Annotated in this window: 22 protein-coding genes; 2 read left to right on the top strand and 20 right to left on the bottom strand. The window is 64.2% G+C overall.

Annotated features, from left to right (window positions below):
- Positions 1 to 178: 178 nt before the first annotated feature.
- From PHO31112_RS25980 to PHO31112_RS25950, 7 genes are all read right to left on the bottom strand, one after another.
- On the bottom strand, positions 179 to 412 hold the full coding sequence (locus tag PHO31112_RS25980) for an EexN family lipoprotein (protein ID WP_246178577.1): 234 nt from the start codon (positions 410 to 412) through the stop codon (positions 179 to 181).
- Between the two features lie 8 nt (positions 413 to 420).
- A complete protein-coding gene (locus PHO31112_RS25975; RefSeq protein WP_150624514.1) occupies positions 421 to 1365 on the bottom strand; it encodes a LysR family transcriptional regulator in 945 nt (314 codons plus the stop codon).
- 112 nt (positions 1366 to 1477) lie between these two features.
- A complete protein-coding gene (locus tag PHO31112_RS25970) occupies positions 1478 to 2224 on the bottom strand; it encodes an SDR family NAD(P)-dependent oxidoreductase (protein WP_150624492.1) in 747 nt (248 codons plus the stop codon).
- A gap of 11 nt (positions 2225 to 2235) precedes the next feature.
- A complete protein-coding gene (locus tag PHO31112_RS25965) occupies positions 2236 to 2442 on the bottom strand; it encodes a hypothetical protein (protein WP_150624490.1) in 207 nt (68 codons plus the stop codon).
- A gap of 105 nt (positions 2443 to 2547) precedes the next feature.
- Positions 2548 to 3078, bottom strand: coding sequence for a cupin domain-containing protein (locus tag PHO31112_RS25960; protein ID WP_150624488.1), 531 nt, complete (start codon positions 3076 to 3078; stop codon positions 2548 to 2550).
- Between the two features lie 14 nt (positions 3079 to 3092).
- A complete protein-coding gene (locus PHO31112_RS25955) occupies positions 3093 to 3839 on the bottom strand; it encodes an SDR family oxidoreductase (protein WP_150624486.1) in 747 nt (248 codons plus the stop codon).
- Positions 3840 to 3999: 160 nt separating this feature from the next.
- Positions 4000 to 5007, bottom strand: coding sequence for an SDR family NAD(P)-dependent oxidoreductase (locus tag PHO31112_RS25950; protein WP_150624484.1), 1008 nt, complete (start codon positions 5005 to 5007; stop codon positions 4000 to 4002).
- A gap of 82 nt (positions 5008 to 5089) precedes the next feature.
- Here PHO31112_RS25950 and PHO31112_RS25945 point away from each other — a divergent pair, with 82 nt between their 5' ends.
- Entirely contained in the window at positions 5090 to 5701 is a 612-nt protein-coding gene (locus PHO31112_RS25945; protein ID WP_150624482.1) for a TetR/AcrR family transcriptional regulator, read from the top strand.
- Between the two features lie 281 nt (positions 5702 to 5982).
- Here the strand turns inward: PHO31112_RS25945 and PHO31112_RS25940 are convergent, their stop codons facing one another.
- From PHO31112_RS25940 to PHO31112_RS25890, 9 genes are all read right to left on the bottom strand, one after another.
- Positions 5983 to 7944 (bottom strand): relaxase/mobilization nuclease and DUF3363 domain-containing protein, encoded by a 1962-nt coding sequence (locus PHO31112_RS25940; protein WP_150624480.1) that lies wholly within the window; start codon positions 7942 to 7944, stop codon positions 5983 to 5985.
- 448 nt (positions 7945 to 8392) lie between these two features.
- Complete coding sequence (locus PHO31112_RS25930; protein ID WP_150624476.1) at positions 8393 to 8992, bottom strand: S26 family signal peptidase; 600 nt, start codon at positions 8990 to 8992, stop codon at positions 8393 to 8395.
- Positions 8989 to 9534: a DUF2840 domain-containing protein gene (locus PHO31112_RS25925; RefSeq protein WP_150624474.1), complete on the bottom strand. Its 546-nt coding sequence runs from the start codon at positions 9532 to 9534 to the stop codon at positions 8989 to 8991. The genes PHO31112_RS25930 and PHO31112_RS25925 overlap by 4 nt, the downstream gene beginning before the upstream one ends.
- Positions 9531 to 9782 carry a chromosome partitioning protein ParB gene (locus PHO31112_RS25920; RefSeq protein WP_150624472.1) on the bottom strand — a complete coding sequence of 84 codons (252 nt, stop codon included), beginning with the start codon at positions 9780 to 9782 and terminating at the stop codon, positions 9531 to 9533. Before PHO31112_RS25920 ends, PHO31112_RS25925 begins: the two co-directional genes overlap by 4 nt.
- The gene (gene parA / locus PHO31112_RS25915) at positions 9779 to 10417 is read right to left on the bottom strand and encodes a ParA family partition ATPase (RefSeq protein ID WP_150624470.1); all 639 of its coding nucleotides are present in this window, start codon (positions 10415 to 10417) and stop codon (positions 9779 to 9781) included. The genes PHO31112_RS25920 and parA overlap by 4 nt, the downstream gene beginning before the upstream one ends.
- A 253-nt stretch (positions 10418 to 10670) precedes the next feature.
- Positions 10671 to 11504, bottom strand: coding sequence for a replication initiator protein A (locus PHO31112_RS25905; RefSeq protein ID WP_150624466.1), 834 nt, complete (start codon positions 11502 to 11504; stop codon positions 10671 to 10673).
- A 26-nt stretch (positions 11505 to 11530) separates the two neighbouring features.
- Positions 11531 to 11812: a helix-turn-helix transcriptional regulator gene (locus tag PHO31112_RS25900; protein WP_150624464.1), complete on the bottom strand. Its 282-nt coding sequence runs from the start codon at positions 11810 to 11812 to the stop codon at positions 11531 to 11533.
- Positions 11813 to 11937: 125 nt separating this feature from the next.
- The gene (locus tag PHO31112_RS25895) at positions 11938 to 12732 is read right to left on the bottom strand and encodes a DUF7011 domain-containing protein (protein ID WP_150624462.1); all 795 of its coding nucleotides are present in this window, start codon (positions 12730 to 12732) and stop codon (positions 11938 to 11940) included.
- A gap of 313 nt (positions 12733 to 13045) precedes the next feature.
- Positions 13046 to 13396 carry a DUF2958 domain-containing protein gene (locus PHO31112_RS25890; RefSeq protein ID WP_150624460.1) on the bottom strand — a complete coding sequence of 117 codons (351 nt, stop codon included), beginning with the start codon at positions 13394 to 13396 and terminating at the stop codon, positions 13046 to 13048.
- A 321-nt stretch (positions 13397 to 13717) separates the two neighbouring features.
- Between PHO31112_RS25890 and PHO31112_RS25880 the strand changes: the two genes are divergently transcribed.
- Positions 13718 to 14011, top strand: coding sequence for a helix-turn-helix domain-containing protein (locus PHO31112_RS25880; RefSeq protein WP_150624456.1), 294 nt, complete (start codon positions 13718 to 13720; stop codon positions 14009 to 14011).
- 69 nt (positions 14012 to 14080) lie between these two features.
- Here PHO31112_RS25880 and PHO31112_RS25875 read toward each other — a convergent pair whose 3' ends face one another.
- The 4 genes from PHO31112_RS25875 to PHO31112_RS25855 all read right to left on the bottom strand — a co-directional run bounded on the left by PHO31112_RS25875 (position 14081) and on the right by PHO31112_RS25855 (position 19564).
- On the bottom strand, positions 14081 to 14398 hold the full coding sequence (locus PHO31112_RS25875) for a DUF736 domain-containing protein (protein WP_150624454.1): 318 nt from the start codon (positions 14396 to 14398) through the stop codon (positions 14081 to 14083).
- A gap of 625 nt (positions 14399 to 15023) precedes the next feature.
- The gene (locus PHO31112_RS25865; protein WP_150624450.1) at positions 15024 to 16181 is read right to left on the bottom strand and encodes an FAD-dependent oxidoreductase; all 1158 of its coding nucleotides are present in this window, start codon (positions 16179 to 16181) and stop codon (positions 15024 to 15026) included.
- A gap of 431 nt (positions 16182 to 16612) precedes the next feature.
- Positions 16613 to 18661, bottom strand: a complete 2049-nt coding sequence (locus PHO31112_RS25860) for a ParB/RepB/Spo0J family partition protein (RefSeq protein ID WP_150624448.1) — start codon at positions 18659 to 18661, stop codon at positions 16613 to 16615.
- 78 nt (positions 18662 to 18739) lie between these two features.
- Positions 18740 to 19564 (bottom strand): DUF932 domain-containing protein, encoded by an 825-nt coding sequence (locus PHO31112_RS25855; protein ID WP_150624446.1) that lies wholly within the window; start codon positions 19562 to 19564, stop codon positions 18740 to 18742.
- Positions 19565 to 20427: the final 863 nt, after the last annotated feature.

Here is a 20427-nt window from a genome sequence, read left to right as displayed (position 1 = left end):
CCGCGTAGCCAGGAGCATCGATGCCGGGTCAGTGCCGGTCAAAGACCGTTATCGGAAGAGATATTGAGAAAAAAGCAAGATTTCTAGCAGGAAGAATGCGCAGCACATCACAGTGAATTCGCGCATACAACAGCGTAAGCAGCAACGAAATCAATCAATGTGCTGCGTGCCCAACGATTCAGAACTTTGGTGGGTCTTTGGGAGGTGTGTACTGCGGGCCGTTGCCCATGAATAAGCGATGCCGCGCTTCTGATGCGGCATTACATTCGTCAGGTGCCATTTTAGCGTCGACGTTTGCGCATCGCTGCTCGACTTCACGCAGACGATCGGGATGAGCTACTAACGATTCCACTGTGTTCGTTGGAGCAGATTTACCGCAGGCGCTCAATACTAGGGCGAACGTAAGCAACATGATCCTGTTCATGGCTCGATTTCCTCCGAAGTGTCAAGGTCAGTCAGCCCGGCAGGCTTCTTCGCCGTAGACAATTCAAGAGAGTTGGTCCTCTCGATGAAGCGAGCCAGCACACCCGAAGGCTCATTGTCCTGGCGCAGCAAATAGGTGGAGAGCTTTGCCGTGCGACCCGCTAAAGGCCGCGCGACCACCCCCTGCTCACGGCTGGCCACTATCTGCGACGCGCCAGCCAGACCCAAAGCGAGGCCAGCCGCCACCATTGCCATCATCAGGTCAAAAGATGCTACTCGTTCGGCAACCAGCGGTTCTTGATCGACTTGCCGCAGAAGCCGTTCAACTTGCCGCGTATAGCCTTCGCACGCCTGAGGGTCTCCAAGCACCAGCGGATGGCGCAACACCTCCTCCAGCGGGATGCGTTTGTACGACAACAGAGGATGTCGTGCGGGCACTGCCACCATCAACGGATCGTCCCATACGGCTTCGGCGATGATGCCGTCGCCGACTTCATCCGACCTAGCAAAACCTACGTCGTACAGGTCGTCGTGCAGCCCCTTGACCTGCTGTGCCAGTGGAACCTGGAATAGGCGTATTTCAATTTCCGGTTCTTCTTCGCGGCACAATGCCAGGAAAGTCGAGAAGCCCGACGGGGGGATGCCGTCCGACAGTGCGACCCGTAACTGGCTATGAAAGCCATTGGCAGCAGCGTTCACGCTCTCACGCGCCTGTTGCAACGCCGTGAATACACGCGGCACGTGCTCCAAAAATAGCTTTCCTGCGCGAGTCAGTCGAGTGCTGCGGGTAGTGCGGACGAAAAGCTGTACGCCCAGGTCTTCTTCCAATTCCTTGATAGCGCGAGACAGTGGCGACTGCTCGATATGCAATCGCTCGGCGGCCCGCGCAAAGTGAAGCTCCTCTGCGACCGCTAGGAAACACCGAAGATGACGTATATCCATAAGCGAATACCAAGGCCACTGGGGCGCCTCATCAGTTGATCGTTTCAATATCGGTATCGCGCGCTCCGGGCATCCTTAACGCACAAACCACATCTGCCCAAGTCCTTTTCTGTCAGACAGCCGTCAGGCCGCCGTCGACCGGAAGATCTATACCGGCGACGTAACTGCTTTGGTCCGAGGCGAGGAATAGAGCTGCGGAAGCGATCTCCTCGGGGCGCGCCAAGCGTGCCAGAGGCGTCATCGCAGTGATTTGGTTTCTCGCTTCGGCCGCGCCTTCTTTGGATGGGAACTGGTTGTCGAACATCGGCGTGTCGACCGCGCCAGGGCTCAACACGTTTGTCCTAATCCTCCGTTCCTTGAATTCGCTGGTCCACGTCCGAGCTAATGATCGAAGCGCTGCCTTGGTGGCGCTGTAGGTGCTGCGGCCCGGAAGGCCTTTGTTCTTCCCGGCGGACGCTACGAGGATGATGGAAGCACCATCATTCAGGTAAGGCAGCGCCTTTTGAACGGTAAAATACGTACCGCGAGCGTTGGCGTTGAAGGTATTGTCGAAATGCTCGGGTGTCACCACGGCAGTCATCATCTTTTCGACGAAGGCCGCGCCCGCAAAAATCACATCGATCTTGCCCTTCTTAGCAACGGCCTCGTAGAAACGGTCAAGGTCATCGAGCTTTGAGATGTCGGTCTTTACGCCGGTGACGTTCTTGCCGATCTCCGCGACGGCCCTGTCAAGCTCGGCCTGACGGCGGCCGGCGATGAATACATAGGCGCCCTCTTCAGCGAACCTCTTGGCGGTGGCGAGGCCGATGCCGCTGCTGCCCCCCGTGACGACGGCGATCTTGTTTTTCAATAAGGACATTTGTTTCCTTTTTATTTGTGCGCATCGACTGCCGTCGAGTCCCGGCTTTGGCGCAATTCCTCCTTCAGTCGCCCCACCTCCTGTTCCAAGCGTTCGATGCGATCGAGTGTGTAGTCGAAACCGGTGGATTCCATGGCTTGCAGGAAGGCCCAGGCAGTCGCGAGGGCACGGCGAAATTTCCCCTGCTCTGGGATCGAATGGTTCGCTGTGTGTGTCATCAGGGGCTCCTCGAAATAATAGTCGGCGCTGCGCGGAATCCTTCGAGCTAGACGGCCGTCAGCGTGTCGACCGCGCTAGGACTCAGCACGTTGGTTCCTTGTGGCTCAGGCCTCCTTCCTCTCGGCGCCGAAGACGAACATGAGGATTACGCAAGGGTCGTCCGAGCGGTTGTGGAATTCGTGAAAGGCGCCGTTCTGCACGAAGAAGTCGCCCTCTTTGGCGGTGGTCGTGTGCACTTGGCCGTCTTCTCCCGGATAGGCGATATCCACTTCGCCCTTGAGCACCACCGCGAGGTCGATGGTATCGGTCCGGTGCATTGAGCCACCATGCTCGCCTTGGGTCATGCCTCCCCCGGTGCCGAAGTCGATTTTGGCCATTAAGGCCCCGAGATCGGTCGCGCCCGCTTTCTCGGGGCGAACGACTTGGAGATCGACTCGAACGGAGTCCTTCGGCCCAAAAATCCCAAGCCGCTTGTATTCACCGAGAACTTGATCAGGCGTAAGCGGCAGCTGGGGAATCTTGTCGAATCCCCAAATATTGGTGACTCTATCGGCGGTCTCGGTATCGAGAACATCGCTCACTTGCATGACGACGCCAGCTTTGCTCTCGGCACTTACGATTCTTCTCATCTTCATTTGCCCCGGACTCCTCAAAGTTGCGACCAGCCGCCATCGACCGGAATCTCAAGGCCGGTCGTGAAGGTCGCGTCGAACGCGAGGAAGAGGACGGCCTTCGCGATCTCCTCCGAGGTCCCGAAGCGCTTCATCGGGATCATGTCGATCGTCTTCTCTCTGACTTGGGCGGCCACATGCTTATCGGGAAACACTTTGTCGAGGATCGGCGTGTCGATGGGGCCGGGCGACACCGCGTTAACGCGGATTTCCTGGGGAAGCAGCTCGGTGGCGAGCACTCGGGCGAACGACCGCAGCGCAGCCTTGGCGGCTCCGTATGTGGCCTGGCCCGGCAGTCCCTTGACGTTGGCAACGGAGGTCGTGAGGACGACTGAGCCTCCCCGATTGATCAGCGGCGAGAGCTTCTGGACTGCAAAGAACGGGCCCTTGGCGTTCAGGTTGAACATCTCGTCGTAGATGTCCTCCGTCACGTTCGCGAGAGGCGTTGGGATGCTGAACCCGGCGTTGACGAAAAGCAGGTCGATGGTGTCGAACTCGGTCTTCACCTGAGCGGCGAGGGCATCGATGTCCATCAACGACCGCGCGTCGCTCGAAACCACGATGGCGTCCGCCCCAAGCTCTTGCTTCGCGGAATCCAGGCCGGCCTGTGAGCGACCCGTCACCAGAACGCGAGCGCCTTCGTCGATCAGCATCTTTGCTGTCGCGAGCCCCATGCCACTGGTGCCGCCAAGGATCACTGCCCGTTTCCCGTCGTACTTTTTCATGATTTCTCCTTCACGACGCTGAGTCGCCTGTTAATATTGAACTACTTTGTACAAAAATTAGATGCAGAGGGACTGAAGATTTAGTTTTGAACTATTTATTTCAAAATACCGTAGGCCCTCGTGGAGGATCCCGCAGCCCAACAGTCACCTGCCAATCGAATCACGCGACAATTTGGCCGTAACCGGGGCTCCTTCCGGACACCTCTCTCAGCCATTCTGGGTGGGGCAAGTCGACGCCGGAGACATTGACGACGGCCTGCCAAGCGGCTTCCTGGTTGGCGCCATCGTGGAGGTGTGGCTGGGGCTGCGCCTCCATCGGGCCTGAGAATTTTCCTTGGGCCGAGGCGAAGAATTGCCCTGAGACGTCGGTTCCGAACTCCGACGCTTGGAGGTAGCGACGGGCCGCGGTCTCCGGCGTCTGATTCATGCCGGGAATGAGATTCACGATTGGAATCATCAGATACTTCAACAACGGTCCAGCGTTTCGCGCCACATTGGTGGCGTTCGACGCGCCGGGCGAGACAGCGTACGCGGCCATGCCGGAGGGTAGCCGGCGCGCCAGCGCCGCAGCCCACCAAGCGACAATGAGCTTCGCGTCGGCATACGCATTGTTGGGCGCGTACTTCACGTGCGGCCTGTTGCGAATCAGGGCTTCAACAGCGGCGGTTTGGTCACCTCCGAAGTATTTGTCCGCGAAGGCGGGCGCGTCGGTGTACTTGAACATGGGCACGCCGCCTCGGGCAGGCTCCGCGCTGGCGATAACGATCCGCGCGTTGGCGTTCAGCAGCTTGGCGCGGAGCAACCCGATGGTCAGTTGATGATGGCCGATCAGTGGGGCCTGAGAAGCCTCGATGCCCGCCGCAGTGATGACCCGCGCCTTGCCAGGAACCATCCCCGCATTGAGCAGCAGGAAATCGAGCGGCCGACCTCGCTTGACGAGCTCGGCGAGCGCGGACTGAACGCTGAGCGGCTTGTCCAGGTCCAGCTCCAACGGCGTGAAAACCTTTCGTTTGGTCTCCGCCGCGAGTTGTGCGGCGGTTTCCTGGACCTGAGCCAAGCTGCGCCCAGTGATGATGATCTCGCGCCAGCCCGCTTCGGCAAGAAGGCGGGCTGCCGCGTGACCGAGCCCGGAGGTCGCACCGGTGACGAAGGCGATCGAACGTTCCATGCGCACTCTCCTTTTGCCTTTAATTTAGAACTGTTTGGTATAATATTTGCCGCAATAGTCACTGTCAAGGATTTTGAACTATATGATTCAAAATAACGCTAAGCCACGTGGGCGACCGCGCAGCTTCGACGAGAAGGGGGCGCTGGAAAAAGCGACTCAGGTGTTCTGGTCGAAGGGTTACGACGGGGTGACGATCGACGACCTCGTCGCCGGGATGGGCGTGGGTCGGCCTAGCCTGTATGCCGTCTTCGGAGACAAGCGCACAATATTCTTGCGCGCGCTTAGGGCATATGCAGAGGCGAAAGGCGCTCGCGCTGCGAAGGCGCTCTTCTCGCCACGGACTCTTCGCGACTCGCTGGCCAGCTTCCTAAGGCACGCCGTAGAAGCCGCGACCGAGGAAGGATCGGCGCCAGGATGTCTACTCGTGTGCGTCGCGCCTCTCGTGGACGACGCTGAGGTCAGGCAGTTCCTGAAGGACGCCACATCTGCCGGCGTAGCGCTCGTGGAACGCCGTTTCTGCGACGGGATCAGCGCGGGAGAAATCCCATCCGACTTTCCCGTAGCTGTGCGGGCGAGCCAGACCGTCGACCTTGCCCGAGGTCTGACGATGCGTGCGCAGATGGGTGCGCTGCGCAAAACGCTCATGAATGATGCAGAGGAAGCGGCGGATTTAGTCGTCCTGCCGCGGCGTTGAAATGCGACGCCAAGAGGTTGATGCTCAATGGCATGGACGTCGAGCCGATCGCTATTGGTGTCAGGCGCGCGGCGAGATGTCGGCGGAATAGGCTAGCAGCGCGGCCTTTTCGGTGACGCTGGAGACGGTGTGGCGAGCGAAGTCGGTGTCTGGTTTCGTCATAGCGCATGTCAAAGCCAGGCAGCGCTAGATACCCTGCGCATCCACCGTCCCCTCAGAGACGTACGTCAACTATCTCTATTCGCCTGGGCCAATTAACCGCAGACTCGATGGCGTGTCGGTTAACCAATTGATGGGCCGCGCTGTCGTCCGACTTCCCAGGAAACGCTACCACCGCGCACCGTCGCTGCGAGCTGCTGCCCTAGTCGTGTTTCGATCACCGGCTTCCACGGTACCAAGCTGAAGCCCATGCCGTCATCGAGTAAGGCATAGCGCCCGCTGGCGAGCATGACGCTGCGCCGGTAGATGCCGGCCACGCGCTGTCCATCCGCCGCAGGCCGATGCTCCAAGCCGGTTTCCGCGGCAATGTCCTTCGCGGCCTGTGCCAACTCTCGTCCGCGCAGCGTTGCCAGCAGGTTACGCACAAGGACGACGCGCTGCCCGCGCTGCTCGGCCAAGCCTTGTTCGGCCAGGAAGTCCGAACGCTCGCGTAGCGCGTCCTTCACCTCGGCCCCAAAGCCCAGATCGCCCAGCCCCTTGGCGCCGCCGATCAACTGCTGGTCAAGCCAGGTGGCACCGATCACACGGGCCTGCTGCTCGATGGGCAGGTGCGATTTCAGCTCTACCGCCACGCCGCCGCCAAGGCGCTGCGCATCGTACTGACGGCCTCGCTCGGCCAAGTTGCCGGGCACGCGCCAGACACCTTCGGCCTCGCGCTCCACGATACCGGCACGACGCAGAGCTTCGAGCCGTCGCACATGCGCAGCCACCACCTCACGCGGGTCGCGGTCGGGCGTCGCCTGACCTCGGGCGACGGCCAGGTGATGATCGGTGCGGTACACGCCATCGACGGCGAGCGCGGCGATGTTGCGGTCGGCGGCGCGCACGTCGGCCGCGCCTTTTACCTCCACCACGGCGCCAGTCGAGTACTGCTCCAGCTCGGCGCGCGGTGGCAGCGCGACGTAGTGCGCCTTACCGTCGGTGCCATCGACGATCAGATAGCCCTTGTCGTACAGCTCGTCGGCCAGCCCCTTGCCGACGACGCGGCCAACAACGGCGCGACCGTCTTCGCCGGGCTGGAACACGGCCAGTTCGCGCTGCTTGCCGCTCATGGCCCGCTGCATCGTGCGGATGATGTCGCCACGCTCGCCCATCGCCCGCAACGTTGGCTCGGCCTCGGCGTGGACGGCCCACGTACCGGGCTGCGGCTCGGTCGCCAGGCCCATGCGCTGCAATCGTTGCAGGCGCCCGATCAGCACTTGCCGCTGGCGTTGCAGTCGGGGTTCGGCGAAGCGTTCGACGCGCACCAGTCCATCGTCGCCGGCCTCGCGCTGCAAGGTGCGATCCAGGCCCGTCCATCGCTCCTGTTCCACCTCGCGCTGCATGGCGCGCTGCATCTCCAGCTCGGTGCGCGGCCCCAGCCATTCGGTCGCCAATTCCGACGCCCGGCGACGCATCCCCTCGGCAATGTAGTCGTGGGAAATGATGAGGTCTTTGCCAGTGTCGTCCTTGCCGCGCAGGACGACGTGCGTGTGCGGGTTGTCGGTGTTCCAGTGATCGACCGCGACCCACTCCAACCGCGTACCCAGGTCGGCCTCCATGCGCGCCACCAGGTGCCGCGTGTAGGTGCGCAGGTCGTCGAGCTGTTCGGCATCCTCCGGCGAGACGATGAAACGAAACTGGTGGCGGTCGCTTTCGCCGCGTTCCTTGAACGCTTCAAGGTCGGCATCATCGGTCGCCGGCCCGTAGGCGTGGCCCGGCCCGCCTTGGCGATCGACGCCTTCGCGCTCGATGTAGCGCAGGTGCGCGGCAGTCGAGCGTGGCCCGGCCTTCGCCAGATTTACCAGCCGCGCCTTGATCGTCACGCGCCGCGCGTTGGCTGTCAGCGAGCGCCCAGCGAAGCGCGCCGCAACGTGGCCGCGCCCCAATCGGGAACCGGGTCGCTGGCCGACCTTTCCGACCGCCTTGCCGAGCTTCGCGCCGGCCTTATTGGCCTGCCGCAGCACCTTGTTGACGAAGGCATCGCCGCGCTGTTTCGGAGCGCCAGGCCGGACACGGAATCGGTCATCGTCGCGCTGGCTCATGGCGTGGCTCCATCCAAGACCGGCGCAGTCCAGCGGACGAAGCACGCGATTCCGCCAAGGCCGAAGCGGCATGGCACACCTTCGCGGCACGCTGCCGCCCCGTGGCGCGTGCCGCGCCACCCCCATGTGCAGACAAGGTTTTCAAGCGGCCATGTGCCGCGACCTTTTATCTTGCCTTCCGCCTTCGCCCTGCGCTGACGCTCCGAGCATCGGCGGCCCGGCGGCGCTGCGCTGCTCGCAGCCAGCACGCCGGGGAACGCGGCCACGGCCAGAGGCCGGGCGCGTTCAAGGCAAGATGCCTGCACGGGGGAAAGCGTCGCCGGATGTTGCGCGACATGCGGCGCGGATGCGCTCGCATGACACGCGCGACGACACGGCGACGGCCAGCGGAACGACACGCCGGATGGCACGATCGAATGCACAACGCTATGCAGCGAATCAGCGGCCATCATCGGCGTGTCTCCAGCCAGACCGGATGCGCAACACCGATCACTGTGGAAGCAGCAATCGGCCCGAAGTAGCGACTGTCGAACGACGCAGGATTGGTCACGCTCAACAGGAACAGCTCGCCCGGTTCGAGGCGGCGGCATTGCTGCCAGGATGGCAGCGGACGGCCGATGCGATCAGCGGGCAGCACTGCGGCCATCGGCACGCCGTCGATGCGCACGCTGCGACCGACGATGCACACCTCCTGCGGCGCGACCGCACCGATGCGCTTGAGCAACGGCACGCGCGTCGGCAGGTAGCCGCGCTTCGCGGCCAACGCAGCAGCATCGGCCGGCAGCGGGACGAGCACGATGCTGTCCACGGACAACGGACGTGGCAGCGAGCCGGCCCGATGGTCGAGCGGGTCGATGCGATACCAGCCGACCGCCACGCTGTCGGACGGGTTGTAGGTCAGACGCGGCAGCGGCCGCATGGTGTCTGGCAGGAAGGACGTCCAGGCCAGCGCAGCGAAGCCGCAGGCGGACAGGCCTGCCAGTACGATGCGAGCGCGCAAGCGCGAACGAGGATGCGTCGCGGTGCCGGATGGGGAAATGGTCGTCATGGCAGCGACCTCCCGGCCAGCCAGGCCGCGTGCCGCTCGGCGGTGTACGCGGGCAACGGCAGGCGTGCAGCGAGCCGATTGCCAAGCGTGCGCCAGTACGCGGGCGACACGTCGGCGGGTGCAATGCCTTGCGCTTCGATGGCGTCGAGCTGCGCCAGCACCGCGCGCACGGCGGGTTCTCCCTCGGCGTGCAGCAGCAAGCGCGCACCCGGCAGCACGCCGGGGATGCGCTGCGCCGCATCCAGCGGCGTGCAAGCCTGCATCACCATGAGCTGCCAGCGGATCGTGCCGTAGTCGTTGGCGTGCCAGCGAATGCGGCAGAACATGGCGCGCGGCAGGAACACGGCGACACGGCGCCAGCGGTCGAGCCGGATGATGCGCGCCGGCTCGCCGAAGCGCAGATACACGTCGATGCGCTGCTCGATATAGGCCAGCGAAACGCGGGTCAGCGGTGCGATGCCGGCCTGACCGGCGAGCACCGCGAGCGATGGCGCTGTCGTAGTCGATGCAGCAACCGTGGCCGCCAGAGTGGATGCGTTCATGGGGTCTTCTCCGGGAACTCACGTTCCAGCAGTGCGCGCAGCAGTTCGGCCACGGTCGCGCCTTGCGTGAACGCCGATACCTTGATGCGCGCCCGCATTGCGGGCGTAATGTCGAGAGTCAGACGTGCGGTGTAGAGGTCGCCTTTCTGGATGCCATCGGCGTCACCCTGGCGAACCCACGCCTCGGCGTGCGGGTTCGCCGGCGGACGTGCGCCGATGCCGACGCGCTTGCCATTGCGCTGGCTCATGTCGGCCACCGCAGCAGCTCGTCGGTGAGCGCCGCGATCTCGCGCGCGGCGGCGCTGTCAGGCGCCGTCTCGCGTGCAAGCCGGCCAGCGGCCACGCTATCGGCGAACACGATGCGCTGATGCACGTCCGAGCACAGCGCCGGCAACGGCTGGTCGGCGAGCGCGTTGTGCGCCTCGCGGCCGATGATGGTGGTGCTGACGCGCCGATTGACGACAAAGGCCGCGCGTAGCGCAGGCCGGAATACCTGCGCCTCACGGATCAGCGCCACCATCTCGGACGAGGCCCACAAGTCGTAGGGGCTGGGCTGCACCGGAATCAGCACGCGCTCGGCCGCCAGCAGCGCGGAGCGCGCCAGGGCGGCGATGCGCGGCGGGCCGTCGATGACGACGTGATCGGCACGGCGAGCCAGTTCCGGCGCTTCCTGGTGCAGCGTCTCGCGGGCAAGGCCCACGGCACTGAACAGCCGCGGTAAGCCTTGCTGGCTTCTGCGCTGCGTCCAGTCCAATGCAGAGCCTTGCGGGTCAGCATCCAGCAGGATGACCGATTGCCCACGCATCGCCAGTTCGCCGGCGATGTGGGTGGCGAGCGTGGTCTTGCCGACGCCGCCTTTCTGGTTGAGCAGAGCAACGATCATGGCGCGGCCCTCCGTGTTGGAAAGCCGGGCTTTCGCGGTTGCGCGTGGTGCCGTTTGGCAGTTGTCCACCGAAACGGCGCGCTCTTACCAAAAGTTAGAGCTTTTAAGTTAGGTAAGTTAGAGAGCGCCGAAACCCGCGCCGTTATTGGCTTTCCGGCGATTTCGCACGCCTGATAGCACGATAGGGACACGCCTGATAGCATGATACCCGGCACGCCTGATAGCACGAGGCCGTCCACACGTTGTCCCCGAGTTATCCCCGTGCCGTGAACGGCACGGGCCGGAAGGTCAGCAATTCGGTTCCGTCGTCCGGCATCCGCTCGATGCCGAGCACGTAGCCGGGCAGCGACTGCCGTGCGACCAGCGCGCGCAGGTCGCAGGCGAAGTCGTAGGGCTTCGCCGTACTGCCGGATTTCTTGTGCAGGTGCCGGAAGTCGAATTGCCAGCCGTGCGACTGCTTGCCGCCGTGCTTGCGCACTAGCCGGTACAGCCATCGCTCGATGCCGCCGGTGAGCCGGAAATACGCCGGGTCGATGGTCAGCACCAAGGCAGCGTCGAGCACGCCGGCATAGAACCAGTCCGGCAGGATCAGCTCGATGCCCAGCGGTGTGCCGTGGGCGTCGGCCAGTTCCTTCCACTCGTTGATCCACGAGAAGCGATGCAGCCGTCGCCCGGTCGTCTCGCGGATGGACGTGGCTACTGTGGTCGATTGCAGCCGGTCGAGCGCGGCCTTGAGGCGCTGGTAGTCGCGCAGCGACACGCCGCGCCCGATGAAGCGCAGGATCTCGTAGGGCGTGGCGTGGATCAGGCGCGACGGCCGCAGGCCCGCGTCGCGCGCTTCGACGATCTGCGAGGCCGCCCAAATAAGCACGTCCGCGTCCCAGATGGTCGCTATGCCGTGTTCCTGTGTCCCCTCCACGCGGATCGTGACGTTGCCACTGCGAAAGTCGATCGGCGCCGTGCGCCGCGACTTCGCCAGCGAGAAGAACGGAAAGGCCATCAAGTCCTGGCTGTCGCGCGGCGCCATGTCGCCCGGCAAGGCACGGAACAGGTCGAGCTGTTCTCGCTCCCGCGATGGGCTGGACATGGCGACGGCCACCGGCGAGCCACCGATCAGCGCGCACGGCTATCAGCCGGGTGATGCTCGGCATATTCGGGATCGGAGGTGGTTTCGTAGCTGCGCTGGTCGGCCCAGGCATCGAGGTCGGCCGCGGCGTACATGACGCGGCGGCCGAATTTGCGAAACTTCGGCCCATTGCCGATCACGCGCTGCTTTTCCAGCGTGCGCGGCGATAGCCGCAGGTACTCGGCGGCTTCGTCGTTGGTGAGGTAGCGTTGGGGTTGCGGGGTCGTAGCGACGGCAGCGGCGGCAGGCCGCAAGGGAGCGGGACGCATCGGATGAACCTCCATCGGTCAGAAACGCCGGCGGCACCAGCGCAGCCGGATGGAGTCAGTCTCAAGATAGCGATGCGTTGCGCAGAGGGTCGTTTTGCCGTGCAGGCCAAACGACCCTGTGCAGGTCAATCGACCTGTGCAAGACGGCGGTAGCCGCCGCGCATCAGTGACTGGCCGCGTCGCACCAGGCGGCGCACGCGCGAGCGTAAGCCGCCGTCGGCATACCAACCGGCGGCGACGGCCTCGGCGCCGAACAACCCTTCGGCCGTTTCGCGCAAGGACGCGCCCGCAAGGGCTGCGTCGAGTGCTTGCACGGTGTGCAGTTCCAGCAGCGCGGCCGGCGTAGGCCGCGAGCGGGCCGCTGCCGCAGGCACGGCTGCGTCCACCACCTCCGCCAGCTTGTCCAGCTTGTCCAGCTTGTCCAGCTTGTCCAGCTTGTCCAGCTCGGCCGTGATCGTGCGGTAGCTCGCGCAAGGCGCGGCGCACGCACGGACGGCATAGAGGTAGGCCATGCCATCGGCTAGGCCCGGGGCGAGTGCGAGCCGCACGCAGCAGCCGGGCCAGCTTGCGGTCAGCACGAGGCGTTTGCCATCGTGGAGCAGATGCTTGTGGCCGGGGATGTGCCAGAACTCGAAGGCGTCGGCCTCCGGCGGCGGGTCGGCATCCGGGTAGAGCTGGAGCACGCCTCTGTGATCGGGGAACCAGTCGGGATGCGCGTCGCGTGCATCCAGTGCCGGGTCTTCCAGCAGGCGAAGACCCCAGGCGTGCGCCGCCTCCGGCTGGCGGCGACGGCGCAGCCAGTCGTGCCGGTAGTCGGGATGGCGGCGCAGGTATTCCCAGGCCAGCGCGGGGCCGTCGAGATGCAACACGTACAGATACGCAGCGGTGGGATACCAGGCATCGGCGCTTCGATCGGCCATGACGCAACCTCCTGTCGAGCAGGAACGTCGCCACGGGCGTCGAGAAACAGGAGCTACGGCCTCATCGGTAAATCGGCATCGAGGCGGGATACGCGGGTAGTGGTCAAGACCGATTGGCTCCGAACCCTTGCAAGGGTCGTCCGAATGCGACGGCTGCGCAGCCCGGAATGGGAGCGCGGCATCGGACACCCTGCCTCAAGTCACGCCACGCATCCTGTCTCTTTCGGTCAGGGTCGCACCCGACTGGTGCAAGAGCGCCGATCCAGACCGCAGCCGTCTTGAGCTAGACCGAGAAAGACACAATGCGCCCCGTTTAGTCGGGAATGGAGCCGTCACGCTGCGCCAGCCTGACGTACTCCGATAGTGGCCGCGAGGCGTGGAAATACAGATCACGCAGGACGGGCCGTTGCTGCGGCCCGATGATGCTGGCCAGGTCAGACAGCTTGACCGTCCCCAGCGCCGGCATTCCGATGCCGAGGTCAATCAGTCCCCAGGCGGTATCGCCGTCGGCGGGGTCGAGCGCGGCCAGCAGCCAGACCGCGTGCGCGTCCGGCGTGAACAGCCGCACCACCGGCATCGGATCGATACCCTGGCCGGCGGCGCGCACCACCCCGTTGGCGAGTAGTTGCGCGCGTTCGTCAATGCTGGTGAGTGGTTGGGTCATGGCCTGAGAAACCCCACGAAACCGGAGATGCACGGACACGCTTTGCCGACAAGGCACGGAACAGCCGAAGCGGATGCGTGCTTTCGTGCAGAAGCACGAAGGCGCAAGCCATCGAATCCGTACATGCACGGAAAAGCGAAAGCGGAATTGTGCAGGTCTGATAAGACACAGATGCGACTTCCCGGTTCTGGCGAAATCCGTCAATGCGGATTTCCGTATAAACACGAAAGCGAGTCAGTCAGCCAGAAATGAACACTTTAGATTGTAGCCCTATCGTGTTCAATGGGATGTCATCTTGGTTTTCTAGGGGAAACCAAGTTGGTGGCAGCGAAACACTCATTGGCGACGGCGATACGGACAGTCAGGAAAGCGCGCGGCTTAAGCCAGGAAGCGTTCTCCGACGTGTCCAGCCGTACCTACATGAGTTCGCTGGAGCGCGACTTGAAAAGCCCGACCATGCACAAGCTGACCGAGCTATGCGAGGTCATGGAAGTGCATCCGCTTACGCTGCTGATGCTGGCCTATGCCGGCGACAGCACGCGCAAGGCCGAGCAGATTCTGGCGCAGGTGCGCCAGGAGCTTGAGGCCGTCTTGAAGGAACGCGACGCGCCGTAGGCGCTTGCGTGATGTGCTGCGCCAGCAGCACGACGCCCCGCCGCAATGGACGGGGCGCGGTGGTGGTGGTTAGTCCGCCTGCTGCGGCTTGCTGCGCGACCAGATCAGGTCGTGCGTGCCATTCTCGCCTTCGATCAGGCGGGCGTAGACCGTTGCCGGGAACGAAGGATCGTCGAGGGTCACGGACACGTAGGGCCGTTCGGCCTTGCTGACTTTCTTCCACGCGGCGCCGATGTCGTGGCCGCCCGCCTGGAGGCGGAAGTCTGGGGCGCTCTCGCTGTCGCCCTTGTCGTTAGGAATTAGCTTGACCTTGACGTTGAGCGTCAGGGTGCGGAGCGTGCCGGTGAAGCCGTCTTTCTCTGCGGTGAAGGTGCCGATGTTAGCCATGATGTTTCTCCTTTCGGGTTGAACAAGGTCGCGCCAGTGCGTCCTTGTTGTGAACCGGCCGGCGGGGGATGGGTGGGTCGCACCGCGCAGCGGTCGCAACAGCGTGGAGAACCTGGAAGCGAAAAGAATTTGTCCCGCGAGGAATGCGCGCAGCGCAGGGGAAATTGTTTTCGCTGGAAGTTTGCGGCCATGAAGCCCAAGGCGCAGCCGTGCCCTCGCCAGGATTCACGACAAGCCAAGGACGCACAGGCCGCCCTCTCCCGAAAGGAGATGTGGCTGACTCGGTATCCCCGCGTGACGGCTGCACCGGCTCGTGCCATGACGCGGGCAAAGCCAACACTCTAACGACAGTCGAGAATGCCCCTCGCCGCCGCTTGCGGCGACGTGCTTGAGGCGTGGCGTGAAAGCTCCATAGGGCGAGGCCGGGCGGCATGTCGGTGAATCGTCTTTCGTGACGACCAGACGGCGAACCGTCAGCGTCGAGGACGGCACGCTTTGGCACAACCTGCCGCAGCAAGCCGGGGCGTAACCCCACAAGCGTCGCCCCTTGCGGCGGGGCGCCGTCAAAATGTTGCCCGCGTCAGCGGGCACCGATTGCTTTCCGGTCGATGCGGCAAGCCCGCGACTAATGTGCGGAGAACAGTTCGACCACGCTCCGGGGCGCGTCGTCACCGAAGAAACGCCGATGGTTCTGGGCTGTCTGGTCGGCGACGGCGGCGCTGCGCGGAAAAAGCGCCTGTTCATACGCCGCGAGTGCCGCCTTGATGTCGCCGGAGTGATCACGCAGCGCCAAGCCCAGCTCGGCGCCATCCAGAATGGCGAGGTTCGCCCCTTCGCCCGCAAACGGCGACATCAGGTGGGCCGCATCGCCGACGAGCGTGACGCCTGCAATGCGCTCCCAACGATGGTCGATCGGCAAGGCATGAATGGGCCGCACGATCGGCGGGATATCGCTATCGGTAACCAAGGCCAGAAGCGGCGGCGCCCAACCCTCGAATTCGTCGGCAAGGCGACGCAGTGCGACCGTTGGCTGGCTGAAGTCGATGGCGCCGATCCACGCTTCCGGCTTGTTCAACGCCACATAGGTGCGCAGCGCGCCGCTCGCGTAACGGTGGGCCAGGACGCCTCGGCCCGGCTCGACCGCCATCAGCGTGCCGCTGCCGATCGCCTCGGCGCTGGCCTTGTATCGCGTGTCGCCATCAAAGAGATTGGTTTCGATGAAGGTCGTGCCGATGTACGCCGGCTTTGCGGCCGACAGTAGTGGACGAACCCTCGACCAAGCGCCGTCGGCACCGACCAGCAGATCCGCCGTGATCGTCGAACCGTCGGCGAAAGCCAGTTGATGCCGCCCGTCGGCAAGGCGACTCGCCTGCACGAGCTTGCGGCCCCATTGGATGGCGTCAGCAGGCAGGGACTCGATCAGCAGCCGGCGCAGCGCGCCGCGATCGACCTCGGGTTTGGCCGTGCTGCCTGAGCTGGGCTTGTCGAGCAGGACGTTGCCGTGCCTGTTAACCACGCGCTTGGCATCCTCGCCCGGTAGCGCGAGGGCAAGAAACGCATCGTAGAGGCCCGCGGCCTTCAGCCCGAGCTGGCCGTTGTATTCGTGGATGTCCAGCAAGCCGCCCTGCGCTCGCGCATCGGGTGAAGCTTCGGCTTCGTAGATCGTCGCGGGAATGCCGTTGACGCGCAGGACACGGGCGAGCGTCAAGCCACCAAGGCCAGCGCCGACGATGGCGATACGGGGATATGTCGAGGGGAATGAGGAGTCGAGGTGTGTTTTCATGGCACGTTCCAGTAGCTGCGAGCGTTCGCGTCAATGCGCGACAGTTCGCAGAAGGGCCGACAGATGTCGGGGGAACGCTGGCCAACCTCGCTAAAGCTGCTCGGTGACGTGTATTCGGTTGTCGAATGCCCGTGGCATGCACGCAACCGTTTTTCGCGGTCTTACGAGGCAAAGTATCGCACCGATTCCCGCCGTTGGGCTAGGCCTGCCGCTATGGCTGGGTTCCATCGAAATTTAGCCCGCGCCAGCGGGCGCAGACTGCTGTGCCGCGCGCAAAGCCATTGCGCGCCCGCCCCGTCGCCGCCTGGTCGAAGGCGGCGACGGGGCGATTTTGCTGTGGACGTTGAAACCGGGCGCGGCAGACCTGCCGCGCCCGGTTCTGGATGAAAGAAAACCCCGGCGCTGCTGCGCGCCGGGGTGATGCGACTACCTCACGCAGCCAGCGCGTGCGCTTCCACCTCGTCGGCGGCATCTTCCGGCGCATCCGCTTCGTCTACCGCATCCGGTGCATCTTCCGGCTCCGTGTGGTGCCCGGTCTGGAATACGGCGGGCATCCAGCCGGTGCCATCCGCCAGCCGTTCCGCTTCGCTGGCAATGTCGGTCTTCTTCAACTTCGACAGGCGCGTGACGTGCGCCGGGGCGTACTGGCTGACCGCTTCCAGAATCGCAGGTTTGGCGATATGGCGGAAATAACCCTCGGCAGTCGGCTTCCACCATGCGGCCATGTTCAGCCCCACGGCCTGCGCCAGTTCCGCGCCGGGCTGGCGCTGTGTGGCGCGGGGCGTCACCACGTCCACGGTCGATGCCGCGCACACGGCCAGCAGCCGCACCAGCTCGTCTTGCGGCTTCGCCAACAGCACGGCGAACAGTTCAGCGCTGTCCTGTGGCAATGCCTCGCCCGCGATCTGCTGCAACTCGCGCAGCGCCACGGCGGCAGGCGATTCTGGCCAGTCTGGGGCCATGCCTTCCAGCCGGTCTTGCACGGTCAGGCGCACGCCAAGCGGCAGGTCGTGGCCGTAGTGGTTTTCCAGCAAGACGGTCTGCACCATGCCATGCACCAGCGCAGCCAGCGCCACCTGCGGATGCCGGGCCACTTCGATTTGAAGCGCGGCCGTGCGGTGCGCGCTCAACCGTTGCGCCAGTCGCTCGGACAGGCTGGTCGCGACCGTCACCGGTTCGGCGTCCTCGCCTTCGTTGTCGTCCGCGCCTTCGGTTCCGGCGAAGCCTTGCCGCAGCCGTTCCAGCGTGCGCAGTGCTTTCGCCTCGGCCTCACGCAACAGGCCGCGATGCATCACGGCCTCGCCGCTGCGGTCGATGGTAACGATGGCACCGGCGACAGCGCGCACCTCCGGGGCATAGTCGCGCAAGCCTTCTTCGATGGCTTGCAGTTCCTCGGCCACCTGCTCGCGGCGCGGTTCCAGCGCCCCGGTCTTGTCCTCGTCCTCGGCGTCGTAGGCTTCTTCGAGTTCGGCATCGAGCTTGTCGAGGCGGTTTTGCAGCGAAGCGATGCGGCGGGCTTCGCGGGCGTTCGGTTCGCGGCGCTGGCGCGGCGCATTCTGGAACGTCTGGCGGTCGGCGTGGCTCATGTGCGGTACGGCTTTCACCCACGCCCAGCCCTCGGCGCGCACGTCCTCGGCCTGCGCGTCCAGCTTGCCGCGCACCAGCGTTTCCAGCAGCGCGGCATCGGTCAGGTAGGTTCCGGCATCGCCTTCCGCGAACAGGTCGCGGCGGATGCCGCCGCCTGCCCGCGTGTAGGTGTCCAGTCCGACAAAACGCACCAGCGGATGCGTAGCGGTGATTTCGCGCTCGGTCAGGCGTTCACGCAACGCGGACGGGCTGCGCTGCCATTCGGGCGCACCGTAGAACGCGGCTTGCTGTGCGGCGTGGTCGTCGGTGATGGTGAGGGCCATCAACTGTTCCAGCGTTGCGGCTCCGGCACGATAATCGGCCAGCAGGCGCGGCGAGACGTTGGCGAGTTTGAGGCGGCGTTGCACCACCAGCGGGGACACGCCGAAGTCGGCGGCAATGTCTTCGATGGGACGACCTTCCTTGACCAGCGCGGCAAACGCCGCGAACTGGTCGGCGGGGTGCATGGCCTCGCGCTGCACGTTCTCCGCAAGGCTGACAGTGCGAGCGGACGCGTCGGCCACCAGCAGGCAAGGCACTTCGTAGTCGGCGGCGATGCGCTTCTTCTTCGCCAGCAGCTTCAACGCGGTCAAGCGGCGGTCGCCTGCGACGACTTCGTACTGCTCGCCATCGGCGGACAGGATGACGATGAGGTTTTGCAGCAGGCCGACGCGGGCAATGCTCGCGGCCAGTTCGGGAATGGACTGGCGCGGGGTCGTGCGGGCGTTGCGCTTGGAACGGCGCGGCAACAACTGCGACAGCGGAACCAGAATCAGGTTCTTGGTCGGGTCGGCCACTTCCAGCGGCGCGGCGGTGTCGAGGGCGACGGTTTCGGTTTTGAGTACAGCGTTCATGGTGACAACTCCTAGCGGTTGGGATGCAGCAGCGAGAGAAGCGGCAAGGGCTGCTGCCTGCCCCTGCCGCGTGGGGGATCAGGCTTTCAACTGGCGCAAGCCATCGGCCAGCAGCCACAGGGCGCGATTCAGGCGGATGCCGTTGTCGATGCCCTGCACCGGGCGCGTGGTCTGACGGCGACCGTTCGCGGCGCGGGCGGACAGGCCGCCTTTGATGAGGTTTTCTTGCGTGCGGTTGAACACGCTCCACAAGTCGCGGCGGCTGTCATCGTGACGGCGCGGCATCAGGATTTGCGATTCCGTGATGGGCGCGGGAGTCGCCTCGTCGTACTTCAACGCCAGTGCGGCGCGAGCGAACACTTCCGATTCCCCGGCGTCCAGCGTGATGGCCTGCATGGCATCGCGGGATTCCTGCGCCCGGTCGAAGCCGTGCAAGACTTCGTAAGCGCCTTCGATGACGTGTCCGGCTACGTCGCCCTTGTGGGGTACGCGCACGTCCGCCACGGTGTCGCCGCAAACGAGGCCGTTCTGGCACACGAAACGGAACATGCCGGCGAGCATCTGATAGCTACTGGTGCCGTCATGCGAGTTCAGCAGGATGATTTCGTTGGCTTCGCGTCCGTTGATCTGGCTGGCGTGGCGCAGCCGGATCATGTGCTTGGTGTAGTCGCGGCGGTCGTCGGTCCGCACGCGGGTCTGGCACACCATGAAAGGCTCGAAACCTTCCCCGCGCAGTTCCTGCAACACGGTGGCGGTGGGGATGTAGCTGTACCGCTGCGAGCGGCTTTCGTGCGGGGCGTTCGCGAAGATGGACGGGGCCACGGCGCGGATTTGGTCATCCGACAAGGGGTATTCCGAGCGCAGCACCGGGGAGCGCGAAGCGAAACGGGAAGCGAGTTGCATGGTCTTTCTCCTGACAAAGGGTTGGCTGTTGAAACCCCACCGGATTCCTAGATTCGGAGCCCGCTTTGGACTTCCGGGTGGGGTCGGCGCAGAGACCTGGGCCGGCCTCGTTGCCACCGTCTTTCCTGAGTTCATCGCCCGCGACGGTCAGGAGCGCGCGGACGGGGGCCGTCAAGGAGGAAAGCGCCGGGTTGGTGCGGCCCGCAGGCGCAGCCGAGGACACGGCCCGGCGCGCCTTGACGGCACACGGCCGCGGGCTACAGTCGCCGACAAGGGGATGAAGTCAGGAGAGACGGCTGGACAGGCAACCGGCCGCAGATAGCGCAGACCCCACGCAAGCGAAGCGCGCAGGCCCGGATCGACGAGCCGGGCCGAAGGCGTCAGCGATGGAAGCCCGAAGGGGCGAGACGCCATCGGCGACTCGATGCGCAGCACGACAGCGCGGCCCGGCCACGCCGGGAGACGCTCCGATAGCGAAACGTCTATCTCGTAAAATATGGCAAAGTGTAGGAATAAACGCTCGATGTGCTTTGCGCGATGTACTCCCACGGCGTCACCGTGACAAGCTCGCAGCTACGCGTCGTTCAAGCGCAACAAGGGGATAGCCTAGTTAATCACTCCATGGGATCGACTATGCCAATACAACGGGGGACCATGTGAATCAACCAGCTTCTAACTCGCAGCCACTCACTCTTCGGTTTGCGCACAACGTCATAGAACATTTAGGCCTGAAGCTATATCAGAACAAGCCAACCAACGTTTTGGCGGAACTGGTATCGAACTCTTGGTGGAGTTGCCCCTGTAATACCGGACACAGCGTCACACTAAGGTTGCTGAATCCATCGAGCGCCGGAACTCGCGAG

It is taken from the genome of Pandoraea horticolens, from assembly GCF_902459555.1.
GTDB classification, from domain to species: Bacteria; Pseudomonadota; Gammaproteobacteria; order Burkholderiales; family Burkholderiaceae; genus Pandoraea; species Pandoraea horticolens.
This window is presented reverse-complemented; position numbering and strand designations above follow the sequence as displayed.

Coding starts and splice junctions, on each gene's coding strand:
- PHO31112_RS25980 (WP_246178577.1), bottom strand. CDS start 412: ATGTTGCTTACGTTCGCCCTAGTATTGAGCGCCTGCGGTAAATCTGCT.
- PHO31112_RS25975 (WP_150624514.1), bottom strand. CDS start 1,365: ATGGATATACGTCATCTTCGGTGTTTCCTAGCGGTCGCAGAGGAGCTT.
- PHO31112_RS25970 (WP_150624492.1), bottom strand. CDS start 2,224: ATGTCCTTATTGAAAAACAAGATCGCCGTCGTCACGGGGGGCAGCAGC.
- PHO31112_RS25965 (WP_150624490.1), bottom strand. CDS start 2,442: ATGACACACACAGCGAACCATTCGATCCCAGAGCAGGGGAAATTTCGC.
- PHO31112_RS25960 (WP_150624488.1), bottom strand. CDS start 3,078: ATGAAGATGAGAAGAATCGTAAGTGCCGAGAGCAAAGCTGGCGTCGTC.
- PHO31112_RS25955 (WP_150624486.1), bottom strand. CDS start 3,839: ATGAAAAAGTACGACGGGAAACGGGCAGTGATCCTTGGCGGCACCAGT.
- PHO31112_RS25950 (WP_150624484.1), bottom strand. CDS start 5,007: ATGGAACGTTCGATCGCCTTCGTCACCGGTGCGACCTCCGGGCTCGGT.
- PHO31112_RS25945 (WP_150624482.1), top strand. CDS start 5,090: ATGATTCAAAATAACGCTAAGCCACGTGGGCGACCGCGCAGCTTCGAC.
- PHO31112_RS25940 (WP_150624480.1), bottom strand. CDS start 7,944: ATGAGCCAGCGCGACGATGACCGATTCCGTGTCCGGCCTGGCGCTCCG.
- PHO31112_RS25930 (WP_150624476.1), bottom strand. CDS start 8,992: ATGACGACCATTTCCCCATCCGGCACCGCGACGCATCCTCGTTCGCGC.
- PHO31112_RS25925 (WP_150624474.1), bottom strand. CDS start 9,534: ATGAACGCATCCACTCTGGCGGCCACGGTTGCTGCATCGACTACGACA.
- PHO31112_RS25920 (WP_150624472.1), bottom strand. CDS start 9,782: ATGAGCCAGCGCAATGGCAAGCGCGTCGGCATCGGCGCACGTCCGCCG.
- parA (WP_150624470.1), bottom strand. CDS start 10,417: ATGATCGTTGCTCTGCTCAACCAGAAAGGCGGCGTCGGCAAGACCACG.
- PHO31112_RS25905 (WP_150624466.1), bottom strand. CDS start 11,504: ATGTCCAGCCCATCGCGGGAGCGAGAACAGCTCGACCTGTTCCGTGCC.
- PHO31112_RS25900 (WP_150624464.1), bottom strand. CDS start 11,812: ATGCGTCCCGCTCCCTTGCGGCCTGCCGCCGCTGCCGTCGCTACGACC.
- PHO31112_RS25895 (WP_150624462.1), bottom strand. CDS start 12,732: ATGGCCGATCGAAGCGCCGATGCCTGGTATCCCACCGCTGCGTATCTG.
- PHO31112_RS25890 (WP_150624460.1), bottom strand. CDS start 13,396: ATGACCCAACCACTCACCAGCATTGACGAACGCGCGCAACTACTCGCC.
- PHO31112_RS25875 (WP_150624454.1), bottom strand. CDS start 14,398: ATGGCTAACATCGGCACCTTCACCGCAGAGAAAGACGGCTTCACCGGC.
- PHO31112_RS25865 (WP_150624450.1), bottom strand. CDS start 16,181: ATGAAAACACACCTCGACTCCTCATTCCCCTCGACATATCCCCGTATC.
- PHO31112_RS25860 (WP_150624448.1), bottom strand. CDS start 18,661: ATGAACGCTGTACTCAAAACCGAAACCGTCGCCCTCGACACCGCCGCG.
- PHO31112_RS25855 (WP_150624446.1), bottom strand. CDS start 19,564: ATGCAACTCGCTTCCCGTTTCGCTTCGCGCTCCCCGGTGCTGCGCTCG.